Source organism: Polaromonas sp. P1_G4 (assembly GCF_056405475.1).
Map to the genome: position 1 here is coordinate 1 of NZ_JBFUCA010000640.1, position 2051 is coordinate 2051.

The window sequence follows — 2051 nt, forward strand, 5'->3', positions numbered from 1 at the left end:
GCGCTGCAGGGTCAGCGCCCGCGCTTCGTCGTGCTGCACGATGGGCATCGGGTAGTTTTGGCCCAACACCACGCCCGCGGCGGCCAGCTCCAGCGGTTTCGCAAGCCAGGGGCTGTGTAGCGCCTTGTCTGGCAGCTGTGCCAGCACTGGGAGGTATTTGCGGATAAATTTCCCGTCAGAGTCGAACCTCTCGCTCTGGCTGACCGGGTTGAAGATGCGGAAATAAGGCTGCGCGTCACAACCCGTGCTTGCCGCCCACTGCCAGCCCCCGTTGTTGGCTGACAGGTCAAAGTCGTTGAGCTTTTCGGCAAAGTAGCGTTCGCCCCAACGCCAGTCGATGCCGAGGTCTTTCACCAGAAAACTGGCAGTCACCATGCGCAGGCGGTTGTGCATATAGCCCGTCTGATTAATCTGGGCCATTGCCGCGTCCACCAGCGGGTAGCCCGTCCGGCCTTCGCACCAGGCCTGGAAAAGCACTTGGGCTTTGTCCCCGCTCTCCCACTGTATCGCGTCATAGTCCGGCTTGAACGCGCTCCCGACGGCGTGCGGAAAATTGGCAAGGATCTGCGCATAAAAATCACGCCAGATCAATTCGCTGAGCCAGGTGGCGGCACCTTCATTCCCTCGATTTGCAGCGTTCAAAGCCAACGCAGCCATGTGCCGTATCGACACCGTGCCGAACCGAAGGTGCACACCCAGGTAACTCGGGCCCTTGACGGCAGGGAAGTCTCGTACCTCCTTGTATTGCGCCATGCGGCCAACGAAATCCCCCAAAAGCCGGGCACCGCCTTCACTGCCCGTGGGGATTTTCAGTGCCGACAGGTTGCTGGCCTGAAACCCCAGCTCGCCCAGCGATGGGACAGGGCGCCTGCTTGCCGATACCGGTGCCAAGGCCGTACCGTACTTTTCGACGGGATAAGCTTTGAGGTAAAAATCGTCCACCTTCTTCAGCCAGGCATTTTTGTAAGGCGTGAACACGGTGTAAGGCTTGCCCGCCAAGGTCAGCACCTCCTGGCGCTCAAAAATAACGTGGTCCTTGAAGCTGTAAAAGGCCTTGCCCCCGGCCTCGAGCGCCGCCTGTACTGCAGCGTCGCGCGCCAGCGACTGCGGCTCATCATCGTGATTGGCAAAGACGGCATCGGCGCCCAGCTCTGCCGCCAGCCGCACCACCGCGTCCACGGCACCGTGATGGGCCGTCAACAGGCCGGCGCCGAGGCTGCCAGCCGCTGCGCCCAGCCTCTGCAGTTGGCCATCCAGGCTCAGTACCGATTCCTGTATGAATTCCACGCGGCGGTCAGTTCGGGGCAAAACCTCCAGAATGGTTTTGTCAAAAACAAATGCGCAATACACCTGCTTACATGCCTTTAGCGCGTGGTACAGAGCAGCGTTGTCCTGAACCCGCAGGTCGCGCCTGAACCACATCAACCCCGTTTCATACTTCTTGTGCATCCGGCCATCGTAGCGAAAAGCAGCTATCCGGCCGTAGATCCCCCGCGAATTGGCGGGTGGCCGGCAGGGTGGGCTCCCCGCGCCGTCCCGTCCGGCGTAAAATCCCGCCATGGCCACGGATTCTGCATCGATCAACCTCACGCACCACTTCMTCATTGCCATGCCGGGGATGGATGATGAAGCTTTTGCCAAGAGCGTGGTGTACATGTGCGAACACAGCGACCGGGGTGCGCTGGGGCTGGTCATCAACAAGCCCAGCGATATCAATCTCAAGAACCTGTTCGACAAGGTCGAGTTGCCTCTGCGGCGCGACGACCTGACCCAGTCCCCGGTATTCCAGGGCGGCCCGGTCCAGACCGAACGGGGCTTTGTTCTCCACGAATCCATGATGCCGGGCAACGAATCGGTCTATGCCTCGACGATGACGATCCCCGGCGGCCTCGAAATGACCACCTCCAAAGACGTGCTGGAAGCGCTCTCCACGGGCGCCGGCCCGCGCAGGGTGTTTGTCTCCCTTGGATATTCGGCCTGGGGTGAAGGCCAGCTGGAATCGGAAATCTCGGACAACAGCTGGCTCACGGTCGCAGCCGACGTCGGTGTGA

General features: G+C 60.9%; 2 protein-coding genes. One reads left to right on the top strand and one right to left on the bottom strand.

The features are described from left to right. A partial coding sequence (locus AC1D1X_RS21620) for a cryptochrome/photolyase family protein (protein WP_477699146.1) occupies positions 1–1449 on the bottom strand: 1449 nt, incomplete at its 3' end. A 109-nt stretch (positions 1450–1558) separates the two neighbouring features. Here AC1D1X_RS21620 and AC1D1X_RS21625 point away from each other — a divergent pair. After that, positions 1559–2051: YqgE/AlgH family protein (locus AC1D1X_RS21625; RefSeq protein WP_477699147.1), on the top strand; the 493-nt coding region annotated here is incomplete at its 3' end.